General features: G+C 57.9%; 29 protein-coding genes and 3 pseudogenes. 16 read left to right on the top strand and 16 right to left on the bottom strand.

The features are described 5' to 3' along the window. Positions 1-164: 164 nt before the first annotated feature. Positions 165-539: pseudogene (locus H7847_RS17240) on the top strand (integrase core domain-containing protein); the annotation flags it as partial. A 146-nt stretch (positions 540-685) separates the two neighbouring features. Here H7847_RS17240 and H7847_RS17235 read toward each other — a convergent pair. The 3 genes from H7847_RS17235 to H7847_RS17225 all read right to left on the bottom strand — a co-directional run bounded on the left by H7847_RS17235 (position 686) and on the right by H7847_RS17225 (position 2110). Further along, on the bottom strand, positions 686-958 hold the full coding sequence (locus H7847_RS17235; RefSeq protein WP_227270724.1) for a permease: 273 nt from the start codon (positions 956-958) through the stop codon (positions 686-688). Further along, entirely contained in the window at positions 861-1121 is a 261-nt protein-coding gene (locus H7847_RS17230) for a hypothetical protein (RefSeq protein WP_227270723.1), read from the bottom strand. The genes H7847_RS17235 and H7847_RS17230 overlap by 98 nt, the downstream gene beginning before the upstream one ends. An 80-nt stretch (positions 1122-1201) precedes the next feature. Beyond that, positions 1202-2110 carry a LysR family transcriptional regulator gene (locus H7847_RS17225; protein WP_227270722.1) on the bottom strand — a complete coding sequence of 303 codons (909 nt, stop codon included), beginning with the start codon at positions 2108-2110 and terminating at the stop codon, positions 1202-1204. Between the two features lie 600 nt (positions 2111-2710). Here H7847_RS17225 and H7847_RS17220 point away from each other — a divergent pair. Next, on the top strand, positions 2711-3280 hold the full coding sequence (locus tag H7847_RS17220; RefSeq protein WP_227270721.1) for a hypothetical protein: 570 nt from the start codon (positions 2711-2713) through the stop codon (positions 3278-3280). A 238-nt stretch (positions 3281-3518) separates the two neighbouring features. Then, on the top strand, positions 3519-4496 hold the full coding sequence (locus tag H7847_RS17215; RefSeq protein ID WP_227270720.1) for an MBL fold metallo-hydrolase: 978 nt from the start codon (positions 3519-3521) through the stop codon (positions 4494-4496). Positions 4497-4557: 61 nt separating this feature from the next. On the opposite strand, the gene H7847_RS27210 is transcribed toward H7847_RS17215, so the two are convergent. Next, a complete protein-coding gene (locus H7847_RS27210) occupies positions 4558-4842 on the bottom strand; it encodes a hypothetical protein (RefSeq protein WP_406676016.1) in 285 nt (94 codons plus the stop codon). A 30-nt stretch (positions 4843-4872) separates the two neighbouring features. On the opposite strand from H7847_RS27210, the gene H7847_RS17205 reads away from it, so the two are divergent. From H7847_RS17205 to H7847_RS17170, 8 genes and pseudogenes are all read left to right on the top strand, one after another. Next, positions 4873-5451 (top strand): glutathione binding-like protein, encoded by a 579-nt coding sequence (locus H7847_RS17205; RefSeq protein ID WP_227270718.1) that lies wholly within the window; start codon positions 4873-4875, stop codon positions 5449-5451. Positions 5452-5542: 91 nt separating this feature from the next. Next, positions 5543-6325 (top strand): dioxygenase, encoded by a 783-nt coding sequence (locus tag H7847_RS17200; RefSeq protein WP_227270717.1) that lies wholly within the window; start codon positions 5543-5545, stop codon positions 6323-6325. Positions 6326-6349: 24 nt separating this feature from the next. Then, positions 6350-6838, top strand: a pseudogene (locus H7847_RS17195) (YceI family protein); the annotation flags it as partial. Continuing rightward, entirely contained in the window at positions 6777-7241 is a 465-nt protein-coding gene (locus tag H7847_RS17190; protein ID WP_227270716.1) for a siderophore-interacting protein, read from the top strand. The pseudogene H7847_RS17195 and the gene H7847_RS17190, both read left to right, overlap by 62 nt. A gap of 156 nt (positions 7242-7397) precedes the next feature. After that, positions 7398-8477: a maleylacetate reductase gene (locus tag H7847_RS17185; protein ID WP_227270715.1), complete on the top strand. Its 1080-nt coding sequence runs from the start codon at positions 7398-7400 to the stop codon at positions 8475-8477. A gap of 15 nt (positions 8478-8492) precedes the next feature. After that, a complete protein-coding gene (nrtS, locus tag H7847_RS17180) occupies positions 8493-8783 on the top strand; it encodes a nitrate/nitrite transporter NrtS (RefSeq protein WP_227270714.1) in 291 nt (96 codons plus the stop codon). A gap of 24 nt (positions 8784-8807) precedes the next feature. After that, on the top strand, positions 8808-9695 hold the full coding sequence (locus H7847_RS17175) for an MBL fold metallo-hydrolase (protein WP_227270713.1): 888 nt from the start codon (positions 8808-8810) through the stop codon (positions 9693-9695). A gap of 39 nt (positions 9696-9734) precedes the next feature. Next, positions 9735-10538: a class I SAM-dependent methyltransferase gene (locus H7847_RS17170; RefSeq protein ID WP_227270712.1), complete on the top strand. Its 804-nt coding sequence runs from the start codon at positions 9735-9737 to the stop codon at positions 10536-10538. Positions 10539-10565: 27 nt separating this feature from the next. Here the strand turns inward: H7847_RS17170 and H7847_RS17165 are convergent, their stop codons facing one another. After that, positions 10566-11738, bottom strand: a complete 1173-nt coding sequence (locus tag H7847_RS17165) for a muconate/chloromuconate family cycloisomerase (protein WP_227270711.1) — start codon at positions 11736-11738, stop codon at positions 10566-10568. Between the two features lie 92 nt (positions 11739-11830). Here H7847_RS17165 and H7847_RS17160 point away from each other — a divergent pair, with 92 nt between their 5' ends. From H7847_RS17160 to H7847_RS17145, 4 genes are all read left to right on the top strand, one after another. Continuing rightward, complete coding sequence (locus tag H7847_RS17160; RefSeq protein ID WP_227270710.1) at positions 11831-12739, top strand: LysR family transcriptional regulator; 909 nt, start codon at positions 11831-11833, stop codon at positions 12737-12739. Between the two features lie 78 nt (positions 12740-12817). Beyond that, on the top strand, positions 12818-13597 hold the full coding sequence (locus H7847_RS17155; RefSeq protein ID WP_227270709.1) for a chlorocatechol 1,2-dioxygenase: 780 nt from the start codon (positions 12818-12820) through the stop codon (positions 13595-13597). Between the two features lie 96 nt (positions 13598-13693). Beyond that, positions 13694-15472, top strand: coding sequence for an FAD-dependent oxidoreductase (locus H7847_RS17150; RefSeq protein WP_227270708.1), 1779 nt, complete (start codon positions 13694-13696; stop codon positions 15470-15472). Positions 15473-15550: 78 nt separating this feature from the next. Further along, the gene (locus tag H7847_RS17145; RefSeq protein WP_227270707.1) at positions 15551-16384 is read left to right on the top strand and encodes a BKACE family enzyme; all 834 of its coding nucleotides are present in this window, start codon (positions 15551-15553) and stop codon (positions 16382-16384) included. A gap of 1 nt (position 16385) precedes the next feature. Here the strand turns inward: H7847_RS17145 and H7847_RS17140 are convergent, their stop codons facing one another. The 11 genes and pseudogenes from H7847_RS17140 to H7847_RS26805 all read right to left on the bottom strand — a co-directional run bounded on the left by H7847_RS17140 (position 16386) and on the right by H7847_RS26805 (position 24790). Beyond that, positions 16386-17432 (bottom strand): lyase family protein, encoded by a 1047-nt coding sequence (locus H7847_RS17140; RefSeq protein ID WP_227270706.1) that lies wholly within the window; start codon positions 17430-17432, stop codon positions 16386-16388. Further along, positions 17425-18270, bottom strand: coding sequence for a BKACE family enzyme (locus H7847_RS17135; protein ID WP_227270705.1), 846 nt, complete (start codon positions 18268-18270; stop codon positions 17425-17427). Before H7847_RS17135 ends, H7847_RS17140 begins: the two co-directional genes overlap by 8 nt. Then, a complete protein-coding gene (gene pcaG / locus H7847_RS17130) occupies positions 18263-18817 on the bottom strand; it encodes a protocatechuate 3,4-dioxygenase subunit alpha (RefSeq protein WP_227270704.1) in 555 nt (184 codons plus the stop codon). Before pcaG ends, H7847_RS17135 begins: the two co-directional genes overlap by 8 nt. Further along, entirely contained in the window at positions 18817-19542 is a 726-nt protein-coding gene (gene pcaH, locus H7847_RS17125) for a protocatechuate 3,4-dioxygenase subunit beta (RefSeq protein WP_227270703.1), read from the bottom strand. Before pcaH ends, pcaG begins: the two co-directional genes overlap by 1 nt. Further along, a complete protein-coding gene (gene pcaC / locus H7847_RS17120; protein ID WP_264479619.1) occupies positions 19535-19966 on the bottom strand; it encodes a 4-carboxymuconolactone decarboxylase in 432 nt (143 codons plus the stop codon). The genes pcaH and pcaC overlap by 8 nt, the downstream gene beginning before the upstream one ends. Beyond that, positions 19943-20689 (bottom strand): annotated as a pseudogene (gene pcaD, locus H7847_RS17115) (3-oxoadipate enol-lactonase); the annotation flags it as partial. The gene pcaC and the pseudogene pcaD, both read right to left, overlap by 24 nt. Positions 20690-20693: 4 nt before the next feature. Then, on the bottom strand, positions 20694-21875 hold the full coding sequence (gene pobA, locus H7847_RS17110; RefSeq protein ID WP_227270702.1) for a 4-hydroxybenzoate 3-monooxygenase: 1182 nt from the start codon (positions 21873-21875) through the stop codon (positions 20694-20696). 9 nt (positions 21876-21884) lie between these two features. Continuing rightward, a complete protein-coding gene (locus tag H7847_RS17105; protein ID WP_227270701.1) occupies positions 21885-23267 on the bottom strand; it encodes a TRAP transporter large permease in 1383 nt (460 codons plus the stop codon). Continuing rightward, a complete protein-coding gene (locus tag H7847_RS17100) occupies positions 23257-23769 on the bottom strand; it encodes a TRAP transporter small permease (RefSeq protein ID WP_227270700.1) in 513 nt (170 codons plus the stop codon). Before H7847_RS17100 ends, H7847_RS17105 begins: the two co-directional genes overlap by 11 nt. Positions 23770-23783: 14 nt before the next feature. Next, the gene (locus tag H7847_RS26810) at positions 23784-24383 is read right to left on the bottom strand and encodes a type 2 periplasmic-binding domain-containing protein (protein WP_319799779.1); all 600 of its coding nucleotides are present in this window, start codon (positions 24381-24383) and stop codon (positions 23784-23786) included. Next, complete coding sequence (locus H7847_RS26805) at positions 24314-24790, bottom strand: type 2 periplasmic-binding domain-containing protein (protein WP_319799778.1); 477 nt, start codon at positions 24788-24790, stop codon at positions 24314-24316. Before H7847_RS26805 ends, H7847_RS26810 begins: the two co-directional genes overlap by 70 nt. A gap of 176 nt (positions 24791-24966) precedes the next feature. On the opposite strand from H7847_RS26805, the gene H7847_RS17090 reads away from it, so the two are divergent. Further along, the gene (locus H7847_RS17090; RefSeq protein WP_227270699.1) at positions 24967-25845 is read left to right on the top strand and encodes a helix-turn-helix domain-containing protein; all 879 of its coding nucleotides are present in this window, start codon (positions 24967-24969) and stop codon (positions 25843-25845) included. Positions 25846-25938 lie beyond the last annotated feature (93 nt).

Genomic DNA, 25938 nt, shown 5'->3' with positions numbered 1-25938 from the left:
GATTTCGGGCACATTGTTCGATTCTACGGCCGTAGAATCGCAACGAATTAGCAAATGATGGATAATTTGCGATGAAGCCCCCGATATTTCTGGACTTTCAAGCGACTACGCCACTTGATCCAAGAGTATTGCAAGCGATGCTGCGATGGTTGAAAGCTCCAGCAAACGGGACGGAAATGACATCACATGCGGTGCTCAGATGGTGCCAGGATACTGGTGTCGGTTGGCATTACATCGCCCCCGGAAAGCCAACGCAAAACGCGCTTGTGGAGAGCTTCAATGGCCGACTGCGCGACGAATGCCTGAACGAGCACATCTTTGGCAATCTCGCCGAGGCCCGAAAGATCATTGAAAACTGGAGGATCGATTACAATACACAAAGACCACACACATCGCTTGGCGGACTGGCACCGGCCGTCTACGCCAATCTCAACCGTGCCACCCGGCCTGCTTCGCTTGAGCTCCGCAAGGGCTCCGCTCAGCAGGCCTTGACCGCAACCAAATCAACAGAAAGAAACAGGAAGGGATCCTACACCTGATCGGCCCGGATCAGGGAGCTGGGTCATCAAGAGTAGCGGCCACTCCTTTTTTGCCATTTATGCATTATATAAACCTTGGTTCATGAGGGGCTGTTGCATTAGTTTGACTGGTTTGTGTTGGTGAGGTTCAGCTTAGTTACCGGATGTCACACAGCCCATCCAAATGCGTATCCTGCGGCCAACGACCCAAGAACTGCCAGTAGAAGATACAGCAGGAGGGGCTTCAGTTTCAACACTGGTGCTATGGCCATCGCGCCCCAGATGCTGACCACACCTCCTGAAACCAAAAAGGCCATCGCCGCTCCTTCGGACATGCCGTTTTCAATTAGGCCGCGCGTGAGCGGCAGGGCGGCATAACCGTCGATATAGGCCGGAGCGCCGACAAAAACCGCTGCGGGTATGGCCCACCAATCCGCCATGTGTCGTGATGGTCACCAGAAGATAGCTTTGATGGGCCATGGTCAGCGCAGAGAGCTTATGCTTGCGGCGGATCGGAACATCGAGAATTGTCGTCTCGACACGCGCGATGCGCAGATCCCGGCTCAGGTCCAACAGGTCGTCGGCGTTTGCATCGTCAGGCATGCGGGGCTCTCCCATGGCAAAATCACCGTGATAGTGATTTGCGAGCCCGCGTAAGTCGAATACCTTCTTACTCTGTTCGGCTATGCTTCGGACGTATACCAGTCCGGGATGGCTTCTATCCTCTCCAACAAATTCAGAAACAGCTTCAGGGCCGGATTTGGATCAGCAGGCCGGTAAATGTAGTTGACCGGGATCGTCGCATCCGTGCCCACAAGTGGCACAAACCTGATACCGGGAAACCGAAGTGCGGATACTGAGGCAGGAACAAGACATCGGCCCGCCTCATGCGCCACAAGCGCAAGCGCGGAGGTTGCATCTTCGGCTTCCCCGGCCACATCGAGTGCAATTTCCTGATCAGACAGCATCGTGACGACGTGGTCCGCAAAGTTGGGGCGGCCTTGTCGTGGGAAGAGAAACAGAGGTCTGCGGACAAGCTCAGCCGGGGTCAAAACATCGGCTTCAGCCGAAGGGTCATTCAGGGAAAGTGCGACCAAAAAAGGTTCGCGGGCCAGGGTCGCCACTTCCATGTCCGCGTCAGAGGCGTAGTAGCGGCCAAATCCAACATCTATCTGTCCGGCCCGAAGCGCATTGATTTGTTGTGTTTTTTCGATACGAGAAAGCGTCACGGAGACGTCAGGGTGCGCTTCTTTGAGCGCTTTGAGCGCAAGGGGCACGGCCCGGTAGATCGATGAGCCGAAAAAGGCGATGTTCAGCTGTCCGATTTCACCACGACTTGCGGCTTTCGCGGCATTGCGCGCCGCATCGGCATCAGACAAAAGGCGTCGCGCATCCCTCAGAAAGCGTTCACCCGCATCAGTCAGTTCGACGCCCCGCGTCGTCCGAAGGAACAAATCCGCACCCAGCTCATGTTCCAACGCTCTCATCTGTCGGCTTACGGGTGGTTGAGAAACATTCAGCCGTTCCGCTGCCTTGGCGATATTCTGCATTTCCGCAGCAGCCACGAAGTAGCGCAATGGTCTGAATTCCATCGTCTCTCCCCGAACGGGGCAGTGGCAGACTAGCGGTACAATCTGGTAGCGACCACCCCGCTTTCTGGCAGAAGTGGCACGACAAGCGGCGGTGCGGCGCCATGGATCGACCACGGCAGGGACGCCACTGGGATTGGTCTGAGATGGAGTAGACACCGCCTACGATGTGTTTCGTCCTTCACTTTTACGGTGAAATTCGCGGCCATGAAGGAGATCAGTAAAACGAAAATAGCGCGATCCAACGAGGGCCGGATCATCCGTTGCCCGACATGCTGACGACAGGCGTAAAGCTCTTGGTGTGGGTGGCAGAGCAGACGATACCAGAGTCTCTCGACGAGTGCAGGAAAGTCCTGCCTCGGGTCGATGGAAAACCGGACCAGACGCAAAGGCCGACGTCGGAAAGTGGAGCGAGGTCTAAGATCACTCGCCTGCTCGCTCTGCCCTCGGCTGCAAACCACCCGCCCAGGTCAATTGGCTGAGAACAAAAGAAGCCAAACCGGATCGGCACGAGCCAAGTCTCGTTCTTCTTATCCTAGGAACACGCCAGCATATCCCAGACCTCTCGTTCACATCTTGTTCAGATGAGACAATTCAAAGCGAATGAGCGATGAAAAATCCCGTCGTACTCCTTATCTGAAGCTGGCTCGTCAAGCCCCTTGCCAGGCAGCTCTCAGACTTCAATTTCTTGTCAGACTGGAAACCCAGATGCTCAAATCCAACGCGACCTCCTACAGTCTCTTTGCCATCCGTCTCAGCCTTTTTGCGTTCATGATAATGTGGGCCCTTCTGAAGGTCACAACCCCGGCTTCATACGGTGTAAGTGACGGTGGGACAGGTATCTTTGGATCGTTTTATGGCATCAACCTGGGGCAGGGCGTTGTCTATGGTGTTGGGCTGGCCCAGATCGCTTTCCTGCTTGCTTTCCTCGCGGGCGTTGCGAAATTCGTGACGACAGGCGGAGTCATGATTATGAACCTGATAACGCTCGTGGTTTCGTTGCCAACGATCCTGCCCGCGTTCGTCGGGGGCGGAAACATTCTTTTTGCGGCATCTTTCCCGGTTTTTGGGGCGTCTTTGGCGTTATTTCTGTTGCGCGAGCACGATACGTTTCTGTCCTTTCACAGAAAAACTGCCGACGCCTCTGTGACTTCGCACACGAACCAAGCCTGACCGACGGATGGGCATCGTCGCGAATGATCCCGCACCAGGACCAGATCGGGTTCTGCAAAATCTGATCTCGCCGGTCATCGGTTCTGTCGCTGCGACGACAAGTCTGCGGTCGTATCTCGGCGGGGGACGACCGACAAAGCGCTGAACGCTTTGGCTGCAACATGTCGCCACCATACAAGTATCCCCGCAAGATCGCGCAGCAGACCCTTACCCGACTTGCCAAAAGGAGCTCACCACGATGACCTTTACATCCTCACGTCGCGCCGTCCTGACCGCGCCGCTCGCGGTCGCCACGCTACTCACACTGCCGCGCACGGCCTTTGCAGCCTCTGCGAAGGTTGGTGTGCAAATGCCTGGCGCGTATCGGACGCAGTTGGGAGCCTTCGAGGTCACGACCTTGCTGGACGGTGAGCTGCGCCGAACCATCGACGAAAGATTCATCACCAATGTTCCGATGTACACCGTGCGAAAGGCGCTTGAAAGCGAACTTCTGCCAACCGAGTTCTACGACAATCACTATAACTTTACAGCGATCAACACCGGTAATGAGTTGATCCTCGTTGATGTGGGCACAGGTGGTCGTTTTGATCCGTCGATCGACCAAGGCTCGGTCAACATGGAGGCTGCTGGCATCAACCCGGCGGATGTGGACATGATCATCCACACCCATTTCCACCTCGACCACGTGGGCGGTTTGACTGACGCAGATGGGCAGGCTCTCTATCCCAATGCACAGGTGTTTTTCCCCGAGTTAGACTACCAGTTCATCACTGATACCGCCGCGCGGGCCGGTATGAACCCGTTTTTGACCCGTATGGCCGATCATGCTGTGCGTGCCCTGGCGGCCTATGAGGATCGGCTGGAGCTCTACGGTGATGGCAAGGCGTTCGTTCCGGGCATTTCAGCCATCGCCAGCCCGGGCCACACCCCGGGTCATATGTGCGTGCATGTTGAAAGCGAGGGCGAAGAACTGATCGTGCTCGGCGACAGCATCGGCTTCCCGGAGCTCTTTCTGGCAAACCCGGGCTGGCATATGTCGTTCGACGGTGAGCCCACGCTGGCTGTCGAGACTCGTAAGAGGCTTTTGGACCGGATTGTCGCCGATGGCGTGCGCATCATCGGATATCACTTCACCTTTCCCGGAATCGGTCGAGTGTCACGTGCTGATGGCCGATACCGCTTTCATCCGGAAAAGTGGCGCGCCCAATTTGGCTAGTGCACGTGTCGACAGCAGCAGGCCGCATCGCCTTGGCGGCGGATAGGTCATGCTGCCCTTGTTAAGAGGTCAAAACCGAGACGGCCTCTTTCAAGCTCCTTGTTGACCGACCGCTGCGGGCCTCCGGGTCCTTCGCACTAAGAGCCTCAAACTGATGAGCGAGCTTGTCAAGGGTTTGCTCAACCAGGGTTTTGGCGGCCGTTTGCGCGGTGTGATCCGTGCTGCCATAAGCTGTCTCAATAGCGAGGCATCCTCGCCGGACCGGATCACTGGTAAAGACTCCGGCTTTGCTCCCAAACAGGCGATGGAGGGCTGGCTGACCGACGTTCAACGCGTCACAAATCATTGAGACGCCAAGTTGGTCGGAGCCATTTCGATGGAACAATGGTTCCGCAATCGCTGTTGCGCGCGTCTTGTCCAGCCGGGGAGGGCGCCCGCGATTGAAGAGGATGGGAAAGTCGTCTTCGATTCCAACGCGATCCTTTTGCATCTGACTGACAAGACCGGGCAGTTTGCACCACCTGCGGGCGCGGAGCGTGCGGATGTGTTGTCCTGGTTGTTCTTTGTGGCCACAGGCGTCTCGCCGTTCTCTGGTCAGGCCGTGCATTTCGTACATATGTGCCCGGAGGACTTGCCCTATGCCAAGAACCGGTACCTGAAAGAGGTCGAACGGCATTACAGTGTGATGGACAAGCGGTTGGGGGAAACTGAGTGGCTGGCGGGAGCGGACTATTCCATTGCCGACATCGCGGCTTGGGGCTGGCTGAACGTGGCTGGCTTTATTTTGGGCGAGACAGGTCTTTCCCGCTGGCCAAATCTTGAACGGCTGCACACCGCAATCTCGGCCCGTCCAGCCGCCGCGCGTGCAAATGCAGCCAAGGAGACGTTGCCATTCAAGAAAGACTTTGACGATCAGGCGGCGCGGGCTCTGTTCCCGCAGAATTTCGCCACCTGAGCGCTTCGGCAAAGAACCCCACAGGCATTTTATGAATGCCTGTGGGTCCTGTGTGTCGCGTCGCAAACGCCGTTCAGAAGGACGATTCAGCATGTCAGACCCATCTCACCCCCCGCAGAGGGCGCATTTCAGCGAAGACACCTCTGTCGAGGTGGTGACCGCACAAAACCTGAATGCGGCAGAACCGCGCCTGCGTGAACTGACGGATGTGCTGATCAAGCATCTTCATCAGGCTGTGAAAGAGATTGAGCCGACGCAAGAGGAATGGATGAAGGCCATTCAGTTCCTGACAGCCACGGGCCACAAATGCGATGATTGGCGTCAGGAATTCATTTTGTTGTCGGATGTTTTGGGGGTGTCGACGCGCCAGACAAACTGTCTGAAATGCAGATCGACGCGCCCTACTACTGGGACGTTGCATTCGATTTCGTTCTCACGCCGATTGACTGATAGATCCCTCAACCGATTTCAGAAGACAGCTATGACAGACACACAGATCACAAAAGACGATACTTTGAAGGCAACAGACGGGACGCTGCAGAAGCAACTCTATGTTGTCTCCACTTCGCTCGTTGGCGGATTGGGTCCAGTCATGGCCGTGTTGAAAGAGCATTTGGAATATCTTGTCGCGATCGGAAAAAACGCAGTTCCCTTTGGGGCAGGGCCGCATTGGGCTGATGATGAGGAAAGCTGGAACGGCGAAGGGATGGTGATCCTGCGCGCCGAGAGCCTTGCACATGCCACCAAGCTGGCCGCGCAAGATCCAATGCATGCAAGCGGGGCGCGGAGGTTCACGGTACGGCCTTGGCTTTTGAACGAAGCCGGCATGAGCATTCAGTTCAATTTCGCGACGGGGTCATATTCTGTGACATAACCCTGGTAGCGCAGGCGCAGGGGTTACGAGCATTTGGGGTACTCCCGTACATTTGGCATGTTCTCGGGGATTGATGGTGAGATTGCGTTCGATGCGGAAGATCCTGCTGCCTCTTCGGTCAACGTGTCCATGCCCGTTCTGGCCATGTTCACCGGCTGGGAAGAGCGGACGCAGTATTTCATGTCCGATGACTTTTTCGGGGCAAGCGAAGGTGACCTGATCGAATTTGCATCCACCGGCATTGAAGTGACCGGTGAGAAAACCGCGAAAATCACCGGCGATCTGACGATGAACGGAACAACGAAAGCGATCACTCTGGATGTGGAGCTGAAGCAAGCGTCGCCCTATCCTTTTGGCCCAAAAGAGGGAACGCCAACCATGGGATTCCAGGCGACGACCACGGTTTTGCGGTCTGATTATGGGTTGGGTGCATTTGCACCAGCCGTCAGCGATGAGGTCGAGGTCATCATTTCTCTGGAGGCCGCCAAGCCTGCCGAAGGTCACACATTTTGAGGCCGACTGGTATCTGGTTGCCGCTGACCTTTCTGCGATCCCCGGTGCTGCGGCGACGCTGGAGGCGATGCCAGCAACGGCGAAAGGTGTCGCCATTTTTGAGGTGACGTCACCCAAGGACTGCCAAGCCATTGCGATGCCCGAAGGTATTGATGTGCATTGGCTTATTCAACCTGATCCGCATATGCCCTCAACGGCGCAAGAACGTCTGATCCGGTCGATCAATTGGCCGGACGGCCGTGTCCAGACGTGCATCGCTGGCGAAAGTGGCGTTATTCACGCCTTGCGTGCATTCCTCACCCAAGAAAAACAGGTGGCGAAGCCCGATATGTATATCTCGGGATATTGGAAGATTGATCTGGTTGAAGAAGACCACCAGAAAGCCAAACGTGCCGAGGGATGAATGCCTTGCTCAGACAGAACGATCAAACTCGCCCCTGATACGCTTTATGTATGGAGCAACATATTAATCAGTATTGGATTTGTCAGGTCAGACTGCGTTTGAGTGACGCGAGAAGGCCCCGCCCTTTCATCACAACGCAACCCCAGGCGCGGGGTCATGACACAAGGAAACGCAATGCAGCCGTTTATCTATACTGGCCATCCGGCCCGCGTGATTTTCGGCGTTGGCACGACGGCAAGGCTATCAGCCGAGGTCGAAAAACTGGGCATCGAAAAAGCGCTGGTTCTCACCACACCGCCGCAGAAAGAGCAGGGTGAAGCCCTGGTCGAGCTGCTGGGTGCGCGCAGTGCCGGGCTGTTTGCCGAAGCCACGATGCACACGCCGGTGAATGTGACGGAGCGGGCGATAGAAGCCTATCATCGCTCGGGCGCCACCGGTGTTGTATCGATCGGCGGCGGATCGACCATCGGTCTGGGCAAGGCCATTGCCCTCAGAACCGACTGCCCGCAGGTTGTGCTGCCGACGTCTTATGCGGGGTCGGAGATGACGACGATTATTGGTCAGACGGAAGAGGGGCGCAAAACGACCCGAAAGACCCAAAAGGTGCTGCCTGAAACGGTCATTTACGACGTGAACTATACGCTCACTCTGCCACCTGTCATGACCGTAACAAGTGGCATGAATGCAATCGCCCATGCGGTTGAGGCGCTTTATGCCGAAGAAGCAAACCCTGTTCTGTCGCTGATGGCCGAGGACGGGATTGCCAAGATGGTTGCAGCCCTTGGGCAGGTGCAGGAGCGCCCGCAGGATGTAGATGCCCGCGCAGATGTGCTTTATGGTGCCTGGCTTTGCGCGATTTGCTTGGGCTCTGGTGGCGTGGCGCTGCATCACAAGCTGTGCCATGTGCTGGGCGGGTCGTTTAACTTGCCGCATGCGGAAACCCATACGGTCGTGCTGCCCCATGCGCTGGCCTATAACGCCCCAGCGGTGCCAAATGCGATTGCGGCACTGCGCCGGGCCACCGGGTCCGACACGCCAGCGGCAGCCCTTTTCGATGTTGCACAATCGGGGGGCGCCCCGACAAGCCTGCGCGACCTGGGCATGCCCGAAGACGGTATCGAACGGGCTGTTCAGATCACCTTGGAAAACCCGTATTTCAACCCACGCCCACTTGAAGCTGATGCTCTCAAGGCAACCTTGTCCGCCGCCTGGGCGGGGGACCGACCGAATGCATAAGCACAGGTGACACCCTTGGATTTTCATCTGATCTTTCGCGGCTCTGTTGTGCGCCGGGCCGCCGTCATGGCAGCCATCGTCGGCTGCATTATTGCTGCGATCAATCACGGAAATCATATCTGGGCTGGCACAATGTCGATCAGTGCATGGGTTAAGGTCGGGATCACCTTCTTTGTCCCTTACACTGTTTCCACCATCTCGTCGGTCCTCGCGCTGCGGGAACAAGACCGGCTCATTGAAACCTTGCGCGAAACGCAAAAAGCCAATGGTCTTGGCACAGCAGGCGGTGGTCTTCCAACCACATAATTCTCACCAAACGCGGAACCCAAAATGACCCTTGGCCCACTCCCTCACATGACCCCTAAAACCATTGGATCGCTGCAGGTGTTCGCCTGTGTCGACTCTGCCGGCCCGACGCGGCTGCCGTCCGAGTTGCTCAAGAACGTCCCGGCAGAAGCCACTGCGCCAGAGTGGTTGGCCCCCTATCTGGCAGCAGATGGGCGCATGATTATGGCCTATCAGTCCTTTGTTCTGAAATTGGGCGCGCGCGTGATCGTCGTGGACTGTGCTGTGGGCGAGGATGGGAATTTCCCAGCTCGCCCCGATTGGCACGAAAAGAAATCCAACTGGCTGGCCCATCTGGGACTGGCAGGTGTAACGCCGGATCAGGTCGATACCGTGTTCCTCACCCACCTGCACATGGACCACACCGGCTGGTTGACGCGCAAGAACGCAGGCGAATGGGTTCCGACATTCCCAAACGCGCGTCACCTTGTCAGCCAGATCGAATTTGATTTCTGGACGACGCGCCACCAAGAGTTTCCGTATATGTCGACCTCGATCCCGGATTCGGTCGCACCGGCCGCGGATGCGGGGTTGATCGAGATCGTAGTGCCGGGCGCGGCCATTGCGGAAGGGCTGCAAGTCGTTGACCTTGCTGGCCATTCACCCGGCATGATCGGGTTGGAATATACGGAAGGCGGTTCCGTTCTCGCCGCATTCAACGCGGATTTGATGCATCACCCATTCCAACTGGCCCATCCGCAATGCCCAACACTGTTTTGCTCCGATCCAGATGCCGCTATCGAAACGCGCCGAGCCAAGCTTGCGCAATATGCAGACGCGCGTACCGTGATGTTCAACAACCACTTTCCGGGGGAATGTGCGGGCCGTGCGGTGCGGGCCGGTGACGGCTATCAGTTCGTTCCGTCAGACTAGCCGAGGAGCGAAGGCTGTACACAGTCCATAGGAGAACACATGGATTGGGATGAAATGGCACGGCCGCGGCTTGCGACGGCGCCCGATCTCAAAGCCGCATTCCAAGAGGTCTATGCGGCGATCTTTGAAGCGGCCAATCTGCGACCAGGTGAGCGTGTGTTGGACGTGGGCTGCGGGACCGGCCCAACTCTGACGGCGGCATCTGAGGCGGTTGGCACGGAAGGGCATGTTGTGGGGATCGACATTGTGCCGCCCTTGCTCGCCGCCGCTGCAAAGCGCACGTCTGGTGCGGTCGAGTTGATTGTCGGGGATGCGGGCGCCTATGACTTTGAGGCGGCACGCTTTGATGCGATCATCGCGAATTTCGGCATCATGTTTTTTCAAGACAACGCCGCCGCTTTTGCCAATCTGCGAAAAGCTGTGCGACCCGGCGGACGCCTGATTGCGACAGTTTGGGGCCCTCCACAGCAAAACCCGTGGTTTTCGATGCCGCGTCGATGTGTCGATCAGGTTATCGCGGATGTTCCGAGGCCTGACTTGACGGGGCCGGGTCCCATGCGGTTTGGGACGCCAGAGGGCCTTATCGAGGCGCTCACTTCGACAGGCTGGGCGCCAGAGGTTGAGCCAATGGACTTGCTGCTGCATCCGCCCGGCCCGGCAGAACGGGTGACGGATTTGCATATGACATTGACCGTCCCGATGATGTTGAAAGGTGTCGAGGTCACAGATGATCAGCTTGACGCGGTCAGGCAGCTCCTTCTGACGGCTTCCAGCGCAGACGAACAGGGCAACGACGTGTCAGTGCCCGCACATATTCATGTGGTGACCGCGACCGCTCTTTGATCGCAACATGAACTGCGTTACAGGCTGTCAGCTCTGGCGCTGGAACCGGCACAGGCGGCTCTCATCCAGATCAACACCTAGGCCGGGCCCAGATGGCAATTGTGCCGCACCATCGACGTAACGGATTGGCGTTTCAACCAGATCCTCCGACATTAGCATCGGGCCAATGATCTCTCCGCCGAATGGCAAAGACGGGAGCGCGCATGCCAAATGCAGTGCGGCCGCCGTTCCCAAAGACGTTTCAAGAAATGTGCCCATATAGGGCGACATGCCCGTTATGGCGGCCAGGTTCGCCATGCGGAGAGACGGCAGGATACCGCCCGCTTTCATAAGTTTCAGCGACAGGATTTGCGCCGCACCGTGCTCGGCAGCGCACAGCGTATCGGCCGCAGAACATGCGCCTTCATCGATCATGAGCGGCAGCGTGGTTTTTGCAGCAAGCCGTGCCATGGATGCCATTTGGTGACGGGGCAACGGTTGTTCCACAAAGTCTATTCCTGTGGCTTCCAGGGCGACCATCGCGGGCAAGGCTTCCGCTTCGCTCCAGGCTTCGTTGGGATCAACGCGCAGTCCGGCGCGCCCATTCAAATGCGACATATATGCGTCGATGCGCGCCATATCCTCGGACAAGGGCAGGGCGCCCATCTTGACTTTGAAGGCGCTCGCCCTGCGGGTCTCGAGCATGTTGTCCATTTCAGCACAGTCTTGCTGAATATCGCCACTGGCGATCGGCCAGGCGACCGCACAATTGGTGCGGTATGTGCCACCCAGCAGCGTCGCGATTGGCACACCCAATTTACGGCCCTGCAGATCCAGAAGCGCCATTTCGACGCCTGCCTTGACAAAACTATTGCCGCGCACCGACCTACCAATGGCATGCATCGTTGGGCCGGGTGCATCCGCCTTCGCGCCGATAAGCAAGGGTTTGATGTAGTGCACGAACGTCGCGTGCATGGCCTCAACACTATCCCCGGACCACCATGGCCCGCAGGGCGCCACCGCTTCACCGACGCCTTGGGCCCCGTCCTTGGACCACAGTCTGATAACCAAGCTGCTTTGAGCGCGGCTTTCAAATCGGGCAAAACGCTGAAGCCTGCGAAACGGTACATCGACGATCATCGCCTCGACCTTATCGATCCGATCTGGTTCGGCAACCTCGGTTGATCCAATTTCTACACTTGGCGAGCTTTGTAGATTCACGGGCGGTTTCCTTTGTTTCCAAGAATTTACATACTCAACTCATTGCGGCATAATACTATTTAGTCCGGCTCACCATACGGAAATAGTATCACGTGGAATTCAGACAGCTTCGCTACTTCATCGCCGTTGCCGAAGAGGGCAACATTGGCCGTGCTGCCGAACGCTTGCACGTCTCGCAACCTCCGATCAGCAGGCAGATTCAAGCGCTTGAGCATGAATTGAATGCCAAACTCTTTGATAGAACGCCCAAAGGCGTCAACCTGACGGACGCCGGGCGGATATTTCTGAATGATGCAAAAAAGGTTCTGGCCCAGACCCGGACAGCGATTGATCGAACGCGCGCGGCAGAGCGCGGAGAGTTGGGTCAGTTGGATTTGGCCTTTTTCGGCTCAACGGTCTACGGGGCCGTCCCGCTTGCCCTGCGCGCATTTCGGCGGGCCTACCCCTATATCACGGTGACACTGACGCGTATGGGCAAAAAAGAGCAGGTAGATGCGATCCGGGATGGGCGCATTCATGCAGGCTTTGGTCGATATTTTCAGACAACCGACGATATCGCGGTCGAACATTTGGTGGATGAGCCGCTTTATGCGGCGGTCCCTGCGGATCTTGCCTTGTCGCGACGTGAAAGCCTTTCGCTCGGCGACCTGGATGCGCTTTCGGCGGTGCTTTACCCAAGTGGCGACCGTCCCAGCTTTGCCGATGAGATCATTCGCGTTTTCTCGGATGCTGGCCGTACTCTGACCGTTGATACTGTCGCGTCGGATTCAGCCGCTGCATTGGCCATGGTCGCCTGTGGCGGACGCTTCACACTTGTGCCCCAAGCCATTGCCGCTTTGCGGTTTCCCACTCTCGGCTACGTCCCTTTGATCGATGAAACACTGACCGCACCGTCATCCTGCATTTTCCTTTGCAAAGATCAGCCACCGGTTTTGAGAGAGTTCCTAAAGGTCATACGCACAGTTTCGTTCAATGCTAGCTCTGATACGATTTTGGTATGAAGGCCCAAGAGCAAAAGTATTGGAGCGCAAGGACCGGGCCACCCTATTGTTAATCCAGACACCACTAGGGAGGCAGATATGAACGAACGTGTAACGACGATTACCATGGATATTGTTGAGTCCATTCGCGATGTCCTTCGGAAACATGACGTCACATTCTCAGAATACCGTGCCGGAATCATGCATCTGGCGAGGACGCAGGGGGACGGAGAAATCCCACTGCTCGTCGATGTGTTCTTCAACTCAACGATTGTTGAAATTGAGAATAGAGCACGCAAAGGATCGAAAGCGGCGATCCAGGGCCCGTACTTTGTGCCTGATGTGCCGCATGTGAATGGCGAGCTTGCCATCGAGGCGTCGGCCAAAGATCTGCCGAAGATGGTCATGCGTGGCAAAATCACCGATCAAGATGGAAAACCGGTGGCGGGTGCCGTCATTGATGTTTGGCACTCAACCCCGCAAGGCACATATTCTGGCATCGAGAAGCATGGCGATCTCGACAAGAAATACTATCGCGGCAAGATCTCGACCGATGCAAACGGCCGATATGAATGCAAGTCGATCCTGCCGGTGGCCTACCAAATTCCCAACAAGGGACCGACAGGGATGCTGCTGGAAGAATACATGGGCGGCCACTCCTGGCGTCCGGCCCACATCCACTATTGGGTGCAGGCCGATGGAAAGCGGGACTTGATCAGTCAGGCCTATTTTGAGGGCGGCGAGCACATCGAAGACGATTGCTGCAACGGCGGCGGGACAGATTTCATGGTGCCCGAAAAATACGAGGGCGACGTGCGTGTCATGGAGGTCGACTTCGTCCTTGATGAAGCCGTGGCATCCCTAGAAGCTGCCGAATAATCAAAAAAGACCAATCGGGGCCGCTCAGCGCGCCCCGTTTTTCGTTGCGCAAGGGCCAGATGGGCCTACCGCAGTCTATCGACGTGGGAGGATGAAATGTCAGCAAAGTACCATACGGAAGTTCTGGTGGTGGGCACTGGGCCGGCAGGCGCCGCGGCTGCCGCACTTTTGGGCCGCTACGGGATCAACGCGCTCTTGGTCAACAAATATGGTTGGACCGCGCCCACGCCCCGCGCGCATATCACCAACCAGCGCACGATGGAAGTGATCCGCGACCTTGGCATCGAGGATGAGGTCAAGCTGAAGGCCGTGCCAAATGATCTGATGGGCGAAAACACCATCTGTGCGAGCCTCGCAGGGGAAGAGTTCGGGCGCATTCGCACTTGGGGCACAGATGTCCGCCGCCGCGCCGACTATGATGAGTGCTCGCCCACGTCCATGTGCGACATCCCGCAGAACTATCTTGAGCCGATCCTGGTCAGTTCTGCCGCGCTCAGCGGGGGCAAGGTGCGTTTTGACACGGAATATCTAAGCCACACGCAGGACCAAAGCGGCGTCACCGCCACGCTGCGCGACCGTCTGACCGGTGAAGAGTTCGACGTCCGTGCGAAATACATGATTGGCGCAGACGGGGCGAATTCGCAAATTGTGTCCGATCTTGAGCTGCCGATGGAAGGCAAGATGGGGCTGTCCGGTTCGATCAACATGCTGTTCGAGGCCGATCTGACCGAATATGTCGCGCACCGTCCCTCCGTTCTGTATTGGGTCGTTCAGCCCGGCTCGGATATCGGCGGTTTGGGCATAGGCGTTGTTCGTATGGTGCGGCCGTGGAACAAATGGCTGGCCATTTGGGGCTATGACGTCGAACAGGGCCCACCAGAGATCGACAATGACTTTGCGAAAAGCATCGTGCGTAAACTCGTGGGCAACCCCGATCTGCCGGTCAAGATCGAGGCGACATCCACGTGGACGGTGAACGAGATGTACGCCACCAACCTGCAAAAGGGCCGCGTCTTTGCGGCGGGCGATGCGATCCACCGGCATCCGCCGACCAATGGTTTGGGGTCGAACACCTCGATCCAGGACAGCTTCAACCTGTGCTGGAAAATCGCGATGGTGCTCAAGGGGCAGGCCGACCCTGCGCTTTTGGAGACATACACAACCGAACGCGCTCCAGTGGCCAAACAGATTGTGACTCGCGCCAACACATCGCTGGGCGACTTTCCCCCAATCGCGATGGCACTGGGGCTGCCCAAGGCCAAGAGCATTGATGAGATGTATGCCAACATGGCCGCCCGCAAGGACAGCACGCCCGAGGCAGAGGCGCAGCGGACGGCCCTGCGCGATGCGATTGCCGGGACCGACTATGTCTATAACGCGCATGGGGTCGAGATGAACCAGCGCTACGACAGCATGGCGATTGTCGATGACGGCTCTGAGCCTGAAACCTTCGCTGATGACGAATTGTATCATCAGGCGTCATCGCGCCCCGGCGCACCTGTTCCCCATGCGTGGATTTACCAGCAAGATGGGCAACAGGTTTCGACGAAAGACCTGTGCGGCAAAGGGGGCTTCACACTGCTCACCGGATTGGGCGGCGAAGGTTGGCATGCGGCCGCAAACGCGGTGTGCGAAGCCTACGGCGTCGAGGTGACGGTGCATATCATCGGCCCCGGCCAAGCGCTTGAAGATCACTATGGCACCTTCGCAAATCTGCGCGGCACGACCGATAGTGGGGCGCTGTTGGTCCGGCCTGATTTTCATGTGGCCTACCGGTGCGACGTGATTTCTGCGGCAGCAGCGGGCGATTTGACGGCCGCGATGGGCCGCATTCTGGGTCGTGAAGCGGTACAAGTTACCGCGGCGGCTGAATAACCGTCCCCGAGGGGCGGCTTTCGGGTGGCCGCCCCCAAATTGTCAAACCAAGCCAATAGAATGGCAGTTAGATCATCCATGACACCTCCCTGTATCATCTGCGTGGCCATCACCGGCTCACTCCCGACCAAAGCCAACAATCCGGCGGTGCCAATCACCGTGTCCGAGCAGATTGAAAGCACGCACGCGGCCTTTGAGGCCGGGGCGCGCATCGTCCATGCCCATGTGCGCAATGACGACGAAACGCCCTCATCCGACCCCGAGAAATTTGCCCGGCTCAAAGAGGGGATCGAGACGCATTGTCCGGGGATGATCATCCAGTTTTCGACAGGCGGACGGTCGGGTGCAGGCAAAACCTGTGGTGGCATGTTGCGCCTCAAGCCCGACATGGCATCGCTGTCGGTTGGGTCGAACAACTTCCCGACGCGTGTCTACGAAAATCCACCTGATCTGGTGGATTGGCTCGCAGGCAAGATGAAGACCCACGGCATCAAGCCGGAAATCGAGGCCTTCGATCTCAGCCACATCCTGCAGGCCGCGAAAATGCACGAAGATGGCAGATTGGCAGACACCCCCTATGTGCAGTTTGTCATGGGCGTGAAAAACGCGATGCCGGCTGACCGCGCGGTGTTTGATTTCTACATCGCGACGGTGAAGCGGTTGTTCGGCGCAGATGCCCAATGGTGCGCTGCCGGGATTGGGGCCCATCAGTTGACATTGAATGACTGGTCGGTTGCGGCGGGTGGTCATGCGCGGACCGGACTTGAGGACAACGTTCGGCTTGATCGTGAGACGCTGGCACCATCAAACGCGGCCCTGGTAAGACGGGTCGTCGACATCTGCGAGCGATATGAACGCCCGGTTGCGACCTGGCAGGAGGCACGCAAGATACTGGGAGTGCCCCAGGCTTAGATTACGCATTCGCTCCAAGCCCGTTGATTGATTCAAGCAGAAGGGCTGTTTGGACAAGCGAAGCCCCGGTTGCAAGGCAAAGCTGCGGCATCGCGATCCATTCCAGCGTCCACGCACGGCCAGACCGGAAGCCTTCGTGCCGGGCCGCGCGTGTCAGGCTCATTTGCAGCGTTCCAGCATAATCGCTGAGCGCGATCAGGGCCTCTGCTTTCACCGGGTTGTTCTTGTGCGCCATGGCAGATGACCCGCCACCGGACAAAGTAATCTGCGACGGGCCGATCGCCGCCATCAACGCGATATCCTCGCCAATCTTGCCTGCCGCGGTGGTGATCTGTACCAGCGCATGCGCGACGTTGGCGATGATGCTGCGATCCATGTGCCATGATCTGCCGGGGTCGGTCAGGTTCAAATTCCTGGCAAAGGCCACCCCGAGCTGTGCGGCATTCGGGTGGTCCCGCATACCAATTGGCCCGCCCCATTGGATTTGAGCCACCTGCTTTCGAGCGGTTTCCACACTGGTCAGAAGCCGTGGAACGGGGTGCCGCCAACGGCCAATCGTTTCTGCAACGCGCGTTTCCAGTGCCGGCTGCATGCGGGTGAAGGCTACCAGACGGGCCGTGCCAAACCGCCGCTGCAGATCGTCCAGGCTTTCGTCCAAGTTTTGCAGGCGCTCCAGAAGAATGCGCAGAACACCTTGCAGGGCAAGTACAAGGCTTGTGTCCATCACATCCTGGGAGGTCAGCCCCTTGTGAACCCATTCGGCGGCGTCCGGCCCAAGCTGCGCCTGCAACATCTTGACGAGCGCGGGAACGGGCACGCCATCGCGGGCAAAACCGTCCTGTAAATCTTGTGGGTCTATCTGTGCCGCCTCGATGCTGTCTGCAACGCTGTACGCATCGGGCGTTTCGCCAATATCCCCCAAAGCGCGGGTCCAAGCCGCTTCGACTTTGAGCATGCGTTTCACCTCTGCCTCAGGGGCAAAGATGGCAGCAAGGTGATCGTCCCCGAACAGACCACGCATCCAAGGATGCGTCGCGAGGTCAAACATATGGCCGCAGTCCGAGGATTTCACGCGCTTGAGCCGCTGTGGCCACAGGGCGGTCATATTTGGCGCAAAGATCAGCCGCGCGTTCGATCAGGGCGGCATTCGACGGGGCGAGGGTGGATTTGTCCAGACGTATGTTGTCTTCCAGCCCGGCCCGTGTGTTCCCACCCGCCGCGATGGCCCATTCGTTGACCGTCACCTGCGCTGCACCGATGCCTGCAGCACACCACGCAGCCAGCGGTGCGCGGCTTTGCATCATGTGGACGTAGAAATCAAAGACCTCGCGATCCACGGGCATCGCGTTTTTCACGCCCATCACGAACTGGACATAGAGCTTTCCATAAAGCTTGCCTGACGCGCTCATATGAAGCGCTTGCAGGATATGGCTGAGATCAAACGCCTCGATCTCGGGGGTGATGGCATGCGTCTGCATCTCGGAGGCGAGCCACGTGACCAAGTCGGGTGAATTCTCATAAACGCGGGTCGGGAAGTTATTCGACCCCACAGAGAGCGACGCCATATCGGGCCTGAGCGGCAACATGCCGCCGCGTTCACGTCCCGCACCGGATCGTCCCCCGGTCGAAAACTGAATGATTACGCCGGGGCAGTGCTTTTCCAACCCTTCCTTGAGGGCCGCAAATTTTTCGGGATCGCTTGAGGGGGTTTCATCCTCATTGCGGACATGGGCGTGGATAATCGACGCCCCTGCCTCAACCGCTGCATGGCTGCTTTCGATTTGCTCGCTCACAGTGATTGGAACAGCAGGGTTGTCAGATTTGCGCGGCACCGACCCAGTGATCGCACAACACAGGATGCAGGGCTTGCCGCGCACATCAGACATCGAAAAACACCGTTTCTTTAGGGCCTTGGAGGCGGATTACATGCGTGTAGCCCGGTTCCGCCTTGGCGGCGACAAGCGTCTCCGCGCGATCACCTGCGGCGATCATGAATGGATCAGAGGCGTTGTTTTCGTCCGGGAAATAGATGCGGCTGGTCAGGGCGAGGTTGATGCCGCGCGCTGCAATCCAGACCAGAACATGCGGGGCTTGGCCCTTGAGCGCGCCCGGCTTGAGCGTCTGGAAACGGGCCTGTCCAGTTGTCAAATCAGCAGCCTGACGCCCCCAGTTGGAAAACTGCGCCGTCGGTGCATAGCTGCCCTCTGGTCCGGCCTGCCAGATCTCGATCAGCGCATCTTTGACGGGCGCGCCTTCGCCGTCCAAAACGGTAATATCAAGCGTCATTTCATGGCCTGGCGTGACACCAGCGATCATCTTATGGCCAAACGGCGCGCCCATACCGCGTTGCTCCAGCCCCGCAGTCTGCGGCGCGCAACCGATATGGACATAGGGACCCGCGGTTTGTGACGGGCTTTCCTTGAAATCAGACATCACCGGCCCTCCATCTGATTTTCGAACAGCGTCGCATTCCGTCCACGCAACACGATATCAAAGCGGTAAGCCCGGATATCCATCGGGATGGTTTTATCCATATCGAGGCGCGCCACAAGCCGATCAATGGCTGTCTCATCTGGAATGGACTGAACGATTGGGCACAGCTTGATGTGAGGATCTCCCTCGAAATACATTTGCGTGATCAGTCGCTGCGCGAAGCCATCGCCGAAAACTGAGAAATGGATATGCGCGGGCCGCCAGTCGTTTCCGCCGTTGGGCCATGGGTAGGGACCCGGCAGGATGGTGCGGAAACTGTAACTGCCATCCGCGCCGGACAGGCACCGCCCGCATCCGCCGAAATTGTCATCAAGCGGGGCAAGGTAGCCGTCATTCACATGGCGATAGCGCCCGCTTGCATTCGCCTGCCAGACCTCGATCAGCTTGCCTGCGACGGCGCGTCCGTTTTCGTCCAACAGCTTGCCATGCACGATGATACGTGGGCCTTGCGCCATCTGCCCATCGGTGGCGTAGTTCAGGATCAAATCGTCGTCGAGGGGACCAAGGTCATTCTGCCCAAAGGTCGGACCCGTCAGCTCCGTCTCTGTTTGTGGCATGTGCAACAGCTTGTGCTGCGGCGCGCGTAGATGGGTGGAGCGATAGTCGTGATGCAGCGCGGGGGGGTGCCACTGCAGGTCACGGGGGCTGAAGGGGTTTTTAGTCATCGGCGCTGTCCTCCATCTCCGCAAATGTCTGTTTGGCGAGCTTCAAAGCGTGGTTGGCGCGGGGGACGCCTGCGTAAATTGCCACATGTTGAAAGGCTTCCGTGACGTCGCGCTGGGATGCGCCGGTCCGGGCCGTGGCGCGAATGTGCATCGGGATTTCTTCGAAGTTTCCGGTCGCGGCCAGCAAGGCCAGCGTGATGATGGACCGATCCCGTGCCGAGATACCCGGATTGGCCCAGACCGTGCCCCACGCGCCCTCGGTGATGAGCGTTTGAAAGGCCTGATCCAATGGCGTGATCTGTGCCTGCGCGCGGTCCACATGGGCATCGCTGAGCACCGCACGGCGGATGGCCATGCCGGCGTCAGCGCGATTGTCGTTGATCGGATCAAAGGCCTCGATCAAGGCGGCCAGTTCCTTGGGCATTTCCAGACAGGGCAGGTGACCGAGATCAGCGAAATTACGTAAGGTGCCTTTTGGGATCACATCTGCCAAGGCCTCGACGGCTTCTGGCGGTACGGATTTGTCGTGGGTGCCGCTGATACACAGAACCGGAATGCTGATGGCGCGCGCATGCTCTGTCAGGTCTGCGTCACGAATGGCGGCGCAGGCGGCGGCATAACCGGTGTCTGAGGTCCGGGCGACCATGGCTTGGTGCAGGGCCATCCGATCTGTCTTTGCGGCGTAGTCTGCCCCGAACCAGTTGTTCACGACCGTCTCGGCTATGCTTGCGATGCCGCCCTTTTCAACCGCAGCAATCCGCTCGGCCCAACGCGCGGACGTTCCAATCTGAAGGCCCGTGTTGCACAGGACCGCCGCGCAGATCACATCTGCACGTTTTGATGCCAAGACCTGCCCGATCATCCCGCCAATGGAGACGCCGCAAAACAACACATCGCGCAGGCCAAGCGCGTCGACCAATTGCGACGCGTCATCCGCCAGACCTTCGATGCTGTCAGCCACACCACCGCTCAGCCCATGACCGCGCAGATCGTAGGTCAGGACACCGTAACCCGTAGGCAGGGCGGCAATCACATCGTCCCAAATGCTCTGGTCGCTGCCCAGCGAATTGGCGAACAGCACCGTTCGTCCGAGACCCGGGCGATGCTTATAGGCGATATAGGAGCCTTTGATCTTGATGACATCCATCGTACTACTCCAACGGTAAGCCAATGTAGTTTTCGGCAATCGCTTTCGAGGCTGCTTCAGACTCGGTGATATAGTCAAATTCCGCGCGTTGCATACGCCTTTCAAACGGTGAGTTCTCAGGGAATTGGTGCATCAGGGTTGATAGCTGCCAAGAGAAACGCTCGACCTTCCAGACCCGGTTCAGCGCCGTTTCAGAGTATGTGTCGATGTAGTGATCATTGCCAGCGTAGTGTTCAATCAGGGCCCGCGACAGCAGCCGAATATCGGCCACGGCAAGGTTCAACCCCTTGGCACCGGTGGGCGGCACGATATGCGCAGCGTCACCTGCCAGAAACAGGTTCCCGTAGCGCATGGGTTCGGCCACAAAGGAACGCAGCGGCGCGATGGACTTTTCAAATGACGCTCCGGTTTGCAGATTGGCGGCGGCATCGGGTCCGAGGCGCGTTGCGAACTCCTCCCAAAACCGGTCATCCGACCAGTCGGAGACGCAATCGGTCGCCTCGCACTGAATGTAATACCGGCTGCGTGTCTCTGAGCGCATGGACGCAAGGGCAAATCCGTGCGCGTGGTTCGCGTAGATCAGCTCATGACTGACAGGCGGCTGATCCACCAGGATCCCCAGCCAACCGAATGGATAGACGCGTTCAAACGTCTTGAGCACATCATTCGGGATCGCGGCGCGGGATACGCCGCGGAACCCGTCACAGCCCGCGATATAGTCGCAGGTGATCACATGCTGTGCGCCGTCTTGGGTAAAATGCACCTGAGGCTGGTCAGACTTCAGCTCTGTTGGGACGACGTCGTCAATATTGAAGAAGAACTGCTGATTGTCGGCGAAACGGGCATCAAAGAGGTCTTTCGTAACCTCCGTTTGCCCGTAAACCACCACGGCGCTGCCCGTCAGTGCTTTCAGGTCGATACGGTGGCGGACACCGTCAAAGGCAAGCTCGAACCCGTCATGTGTTAGCCCTTCCGCATGCAACCGTTCTGCGACGCCTGCCTGCTCCAGCGCGTCAACGGTCCCTTGCTCCAGGACACCCGCACGCACGCGGCCTTCGATATAGGCGCGATCCTTGCGATCCAGAACGATCGTATGGATGCCTGTCTTGGCCAAGAGTTGAGACAGCAAAAGACCGCTGGGCCCGGCGCCAATAATGCAAACTTGGGTTTTATGTCGTTGGGGCACGGAACGCTCCTACAAAAGGCTGGGAAGAAAAAGGGACAGCACAGGCAAGCCGATCAACACCGCGACCCGCACCAATTCAATGGCGAAAAACGGGGCCACACCCCGGAAAATCACGCCCAGGCCCGTGCTGGGAGAGAATGACTTGATCACAAACACATTCAGACCCACAGGCGGCGTGATCAGCCCAAGCTCGACCACGATCAGCGCGAGTATCCCGAACCAGATGCGAAGCTCATCCGTGGTCATGCCGAAAGCAGCGGTGTCGGCGCTGACGAAATCGCCGCCGTTCAGTTGGATCAGCACAGGCCAGAAAAACGGCACCACGACCAGGATCATCGACAGGCTTTCCATGAAACAGCCAAGGATGATCAGGATCACCAGCATCGCCAGCAGGATCGTATAGGGCTCCAGCGTCGATGTCGCGGCCCAGTCGCTCAGGAATGCGGGCAATCCGGTGCGGGCGAAGAACCCCTTCAGGATATCGGCGGAAAACAGGATGAAATAGATCATCGACGCGGTCTTGGCCGTCGCAAGCAAGGCGGCCTTGAGACGCGCAAAGGTCAGGCCGTCATCGGAGAATTTTCGCAAGATGACGCCATAGACCAGGATGAGGAAGACACCGATCCCCGCCGCAGGTGTGGGCGTGAACAGCCCCATGCCGAGGCCCAGAATGATGGACCCAAAGATCACGCTGACGGGCAGCAGACGACGGATCGCCTTGCGTTTTTCTTCATCGCTTAGCGGCAACGGGTCGGGCGCAAGTGCCGGGTTGCGTGCGACGCGCACCCGCACAACAATCAGGAAAAAGATCACGGCCAGAATGCCGGGAATGATTGCGGCCTGGAACATTTCAATGATCGGCGCCTCGACCACGACCGCATAGATCACCAGGGCGACGGAAGGCGGGATCAGGATGCCCAAGGTGCCACCAGCCGCCAAGACACCGGTCGACAGACCTTCGTGATAGTTCAGGCGACGCAGCTCCGGCAGAGCCACGCGGCTCATGGTGGAGGCCGTCGCAATGGACGATCCGCTGACCGCGCCGAACCCCGCACAGGCCAGGATCGTCGCCATTGCGACGCCGCCTTTCACTTTGCGGGTCAAGGCGCTCAGCCCTTGGAAAAGGTCCCGGCTCAGCCCGGTCTCTGCGGCCAGAAAGCCCATCAGCACAAAGAGCGGAACAACCGACAAATCGTAGTTGGCCACTGAATTCCAGAGCGCGGTTTTGAACTGCAGCAGATAGGGGCCGAACTTGATGAAAGGCGATACGAGGCTCAGGACCCAGGTCCCGACAATCCCGGTCAGCAGCATCGCCAAAGCGACGGGGATCCGCAGCATGATCAGCAAAAACAACGCCACCAATCCGTAGACGCCGACCAACTCACGTTCCATCAGCAGTCTCCGCCGGGGCAATCACGTTCAGCACCGCCGCTGCAGCCCACAGCAAGCAGGAGACCACGGCAAACGGCATGAAAATCCAGACGGGCCAGCCCAGCACCGTGGTTTCAACATTGTCAGACCGAACCTCAATCGTGCCGAGGATCAGCATATAGGCCATCCAAGCGACAAGCGCGGCAAGGACAAGACCGGAGATGACGGCGACTGCGCGGTTTGCCCAATCAGGTGCGTATTGCATGAAGACGTCAACAGCCGCGTGGGCCTTGTGCAGCTGCGCGTAGGGAAACATGGTCAGGGCCGCGACACCGACCAGCATCTGCACCGCGTCCTCATATCCCGGCAGGCCCGAGACAGTGCCGCCCCAGAGACGGGCAATCGCATTGCCCGTGAACCCCGCCGCGTTGATCGCCGTGATCGTGACAATCAGCAACAGCAGCGCGCCGCCGATCAAGGCCCATCCTTCAATGAGCTTTATCAGAAGGGCCTTGAAAGGCATTTATCGTGCCCTTTCTATTGCGAATTGGCAGCGATTGCGGCGCGGGATTTTTCCAAAAGACCCTCCGCATCAACGCCGTTGCTCTGCGCTTCTTCGACCCAGCGTGCCACCGTCGCATCGAAGGGCCCTGCAAATTCTGCGGTCGCTTCGGCGGACAGTTGTGTCACTGTCTTGCCCGCCTCCAACGCGCGTTTGATGCCGACAGGTTCAATGTCGTTCCACGCATCCCCCATGGCCGCTGTAATAGCAATGCCGGACTGTTCGTCGATGATTTGCTGAAGATCGGCCGGCAAGGAATTGTAGCTGTCCTTGTTCATCGCAAACAGGAAGGTCGCGGTTCCGAAACGCGCGCCATCGGCCAGTTCAACGGATGTTTCCGTCAGATCAGCCAGACCCAGCGGGATCGCGACCTCAAAAGGCACCAGACCCGCGTCAACCGTGCCTTTTGACAAAGCCTGCGGCAAAGCAGGAACCGGCATTCCGACGGGTTCTGCACCCAACTCTTCCAGCATCCACGCCCCTGTCCGGGAGGGGCTGCGCACTTTCAAGCCTTCAAAATCGGCAACGCTTTCGACCGTCCCATTGGCCAGATGCAGCGCATTGCCGGTGTGCACATGGTGTGCACATGAACCAACAACGGGTGGACGTCTTCGAAATCGGCGGCCAGATCATCCATCATGTCCTGGATCGCCAAATTGGTCGCGCGCGCATCCCCAAGATGTACGCTCGGCAGTTCAAAGACTTCCAAGCGCGGAAAGGTGCCCGGCGTGTACCCCGGTAGCGTCCAGACAATATCCACTACGCCGTCCCGCACTTGGCTGTAGAGTTCCGGCGGCGCACCACCCAAAGCCATCGCAGGGAAAATTTCAAATGCGATGCGGCCGTCAGATGCCTCTTCGACAGCCTTTGCCCAAGGCTCGATCAACACGGTCTGCGCCGGTGCTTTTGGGCTTAGGAAGTGCTGAATTGAAAACGTAAACTCTTGTGCGTGTGCAGCGGTTGAGAGTGCAATGGCCGCCACGCTTGCACCCGCAAAAAGCACGGTGCTCCTTCGATCTATCATAGTGTCCTCCCTGAAGGTCGTGTTGCCTCAACCTATAGAACGAAGGGCAGTGGGGAATGGACGCAACATGCAAAGTCTTGCACTATTCGATCATTTTGTGCAGGTTTCCATGATCTGGATCAAGAGGTAAGATCATGTCATCCATCCCCAGCTACGAGCTATACGGCGAATTTCTATCTGGGGCTGTGCCGGACCCGGTGCACCACGAAACCATTAAGGAGCGCAGCAGCAAACATGATTGGACTATTCGACTTCACCGGCATCGTAGACTGGCGCAAATCTTCCTGTTTCGTTCGCCCGGTGTGTTTTTCCGCTTGGGAGATATCGAATTCACCACCAATCAGCCCATGATCCTGGTCGCACCGCCGGGCATCCCGCACGGGTTTCTCTTTTCGGAAGATGTGAATGGCGATGTTTTGAGCATCCGGCTCGACGAAATGCCACGTACGATACAACAGAGGTTTGGCCAGTTCAGCGCTCAAACCGATACATTTTTTTTGCAGAACCGAACGCATAATTTCAAACATGTTGCTGATCTCTTTGTGCAGATGGAAGAGATCTATCATCGGCCAGGAACCAATCGATCCGATATCTTGACGGCCTTGGTCGATCTGATCGTGACGTATTTGATCGGCAATCTGCGCAGGAAAACTATTCTGGGGCAGGCGCCGTTCATTGAACGCCGTGACAGAAAGGACCTACAAGCCGAAGCATTTTGCACGCTGCTGGAAGCGAATTTCCAAAAAGCGTGGAGTGTCGCGGATTATGCAGGTCAGCTTGGGGTCTCTGCGCCACATCTGACACGGATCTGCCGCGCCGTACTGGGTGCGCCCCCGAACGAATTGGTGCGGCAAAGGCGAATCCTCGAAGCAAAGCGCCTTTTGGAATACACAGCACTGTCCATCACCGAAATCACCCACAGATGCGGCTTTCGCGATGCCGCATTTTTTAGCCGCGCATTCAAATCCGTGGTCGGAACGCCGCCGAAGATCTATCGGCAAAGCGTAAACTGAGAACCGCACGGGCCGTAATCACCCGCCGCGTGAGCGCGGTCAGAGATGGCAGTTAAGCAGCGCTGGTTGCGGGTGGGATAACGATCTGGCGTT

This window comes from Roseobacter weihaiensis, assembly GCF_020622345.1.
Lineage (GTDB): Bacteria > Pseudomonadota > Alphaproteobacteria > Rhodobacterales > Rhodobacteraceae > Roseobacter > Roseobacter weihaiensis.
Note: the sequence above shows the minus strand (reverse complement) of the source record. Positions and strands in the feature narration are given on the sequence as shown.

Coding starts and splice junctions, on each gene's coding strand:
- H7847_RS17225 (WP_227270722.1), bottom strand. CDS start 2,110: ATGGAATTCAGACCATTGCGCTACTTCGTGGCTGCTGCGGAAATGCAG.
- H7847_RS27210 (WP_406676016.1), bottom strand. CDS start 4,842: ATGATTTGTGACGCGTTGAACGTCGGTCAGCCAGCCCTCCATCGCCTG.
- H7847_RS17215 (WP_227270720.1), top strand. CDS start 3,519: ATGACCTTTACATCCTCACGTCGCGCCGTCCTGACCGCGCCGCTCGCG.
- H7847_RS17205 (WP_227270718.1), top strand. CDS start 4,873: ATGGAACAATGGTTCCGCAATCGCTGTTGCGCGCGTCTTGTCCAGCCG.
- H7847_RS17220 (WP_227270721.1), top strand. CDS start 2,711: ATGAGCGATGAAAAATCCCGTCGTACTCCTTATCTGAAGCTGGCTCGT.
- H7847_RS17145 (WP_227270707.1), top strand. CDS start 15,551: ATGACACCTCCCTGTATCATCTGCGTGGCCATCACCGGCTCACTCCCG.
- H7847_RS17155 (WP_227270709.1), top strand. CDS start 12,818: ATGAACGAACGTGTAACGACGATTACCATGGATATTGTTGAGTCCATT.
- H7847_RS17105 (WP_227270701.1), bottom strand. CDS start 23,267: ATGGAACGTGAGTTGGTCGGCGTCTACGGATTGGTGGCGTTGTTTTTG.
- H7847_RS17175 (WP_227270713.1), top strand. CDS start 8,808: ATGACCCTTGGCCCACTCCCTCACATGACCCCTAAAACCATTGGATCG.
- H7847_RS17185 (WP_227270715.1), top strand. CDS start 7,398: ATGACACAAGGAAACGCAATGCAGCCGTTTATCTATACTGGCCATCCG.
- H7847_RS17230 (WP_227270723.1), bottom strand. CDS start 1,121: ATGCCTGACGATGCAAACGCCGACGACCTGTTGGACCTGAGCCGGGAT.
- H7847_RS17090 (WP_227270699.1), top strand. CDS start 24,967: ATGTCATCCATCCCCAGCTACGAGCTATACGGCGAATTTCTATCTGGG.
- H7847_RS17235 (WP_227270724.1), bottom strand. CDS start 958: ATGGCGGATTGGTGGGCCATACCCGCAGCGGTTTTTGTCGGCGCTCCG.
- H7847_RS17135 (WP_227270705.1), bottom strand. CDS start 18,270: ATGTCTGATGTGCGCGGCAAGCCCTGCATCCTGTGTTGTGCGATCACT.
- H7847_RS17200 (WP_227270717.1), top strand. CDS start 5,543: ATGTCAGACCCATCTCACCCCCCGCAGAGGGCGCATTTCAGCGAAGAC.
- H7847_RS17170 (WP_227270712.1), top strand. CDS start 9,735: ATGGATTGGGATGAAATGGCACGGCCGCGGCTTGCGACGGCGCCCGAT.
- H7847_RS17190 (WP_227270716.1), top strand. CDS start 6,777: ATGAGGTCGAGGTCATCATTTCTCTGGAGGCCGCCAAGCCTGCCGAAG.
- pcaG (WP_227270704.1), bottom strand. CDS start 18,817: ATGTCTGATTTCAAGGAAAGCCCGTCACAAACCGCGGGTCCCTATGTC.
- H7847_RS17150 (WP_227270708.1), top strand. CDS start 13,694: ATGTCAGCAAAGTACCATACGGAAGTTCTGGTGGTGGGCACTGGGCCG.
- pcaH (WP_227270703.1), bottom strand. CDS start 19,542: ATGACTAAAAACCCCTTCAGCCCCCGTGACCTGCAGTGGCACCCCCCC.
- H7847_RS17100 (WP_227270700.1), bottom strand. CDS start 23,769: ATGCCTTTCAAGGCCCTTCTGATAAAGCTCATTGAAGGATGGGCCTTG.
- pcaC (WP_264479619.1), bottom strand. CDS start 19,966: ATGCCCAAGGAACTGGCCGCCTTGATCGAGGCCTTTGATCCGATCAAC.
- H7847_RS17140 (WP_227270706.1), bottom strand. CDS start 17,432: ATGTTTGACCTCGCGACGCATCCTTGGATGCGTGGTCTGTTCGGGGAC.